The 772-nt window shown below is 46.2% G+C and carries 1 pseudogene; it reads left to right on the top strand.

From position 1 onward, the window contains the following. Positions 1 to 74: 74 nt before the first annotated feature. Positions 75 to 680 (top strand): annotated as a pseudogene (locus tag DW49_RS0124080) (MFS transporter); the annotation flags it as partial. Positions 681 to 772 lie beyond the last annotated feature (92 nt).

Genomic DNA, 772 nt, shown 5'->3' with positions numbered 1-772 from the left:
CTAACGGAAAATTCAAATCTTATCAATAGCTTAGCTTGCAGGTTATGGGTAACTTATTTCGAAAACAGTACACTAGTGATCCCCAAACGGCAACGCTTATGGCATTTTCAACGTTCGCAATTGGATTCATAGCGCGGCCATTTGGTGGCGTAATATTCGGGCATTTGGGCGATAAGTTCGGTCGCAAGCGAATGCTGATGGTGACGTTTTGCCTGATGGGCATTTGTACGACTGCAATCGGCCTGGTTCCTGGCTATGCCACGATGGGCATCTGGGCTCCAATTCTGCTGGTGCTGATTCGAATTCTCCAAGGGCTTGGTGCCGGTGCTGAACTCGCTGCTGCAGCGGTGACTGCATATGAACATGCTGATGAGAATAAGCGTGGAAGCCAAGGAGCTTGGCCCGCGCTAGGATTGAACCTGGGTCTGCTTCTCTCATCCCTGACGGTATATCTTCTTACGATGCCAGGAGAAGAGTTTCTCCTTGCAGGTGGTTGGAGAATACCGTTTATTGGCAGCATCGCTTTAGTGTTGGTTGGTATTTGGGTACGCAACAGCATCCCTGAAACGATTGCATTCCAAGAGATAAGTAACGCGAAGCAAGCTCAAGGTTCATCGGAGATAGGAATAGAAAAAACACCTCTGTTGACCTTGCTGAAGAAAGATTTCAAAGGTCTAGTGTACTGTTTTCGAAAAAACCAGCTACTAACTAACGTAAAATTCAAATTTTATCAATAACTTAGGTTGCGGGACACGGGTAAATTATTTCGCAA

Source organism: Pseudomonas avellanae BPIC 631 (assembly GCF_000444135.1).
GTDB classification, from domain to species: domain Bacteria; phylum Pseudomonadota; class Gammaproteobacteria; order Pseudomonadales; family Pseudomonadaceae; genus Aquipseudomonas; species Aquipseudomonas avellanae.
The sequence above is the reverse complement of the archived record's forward strand: the minus strand, read 5'-3'. Positions and strand labels throughout refer to the sequence as shown.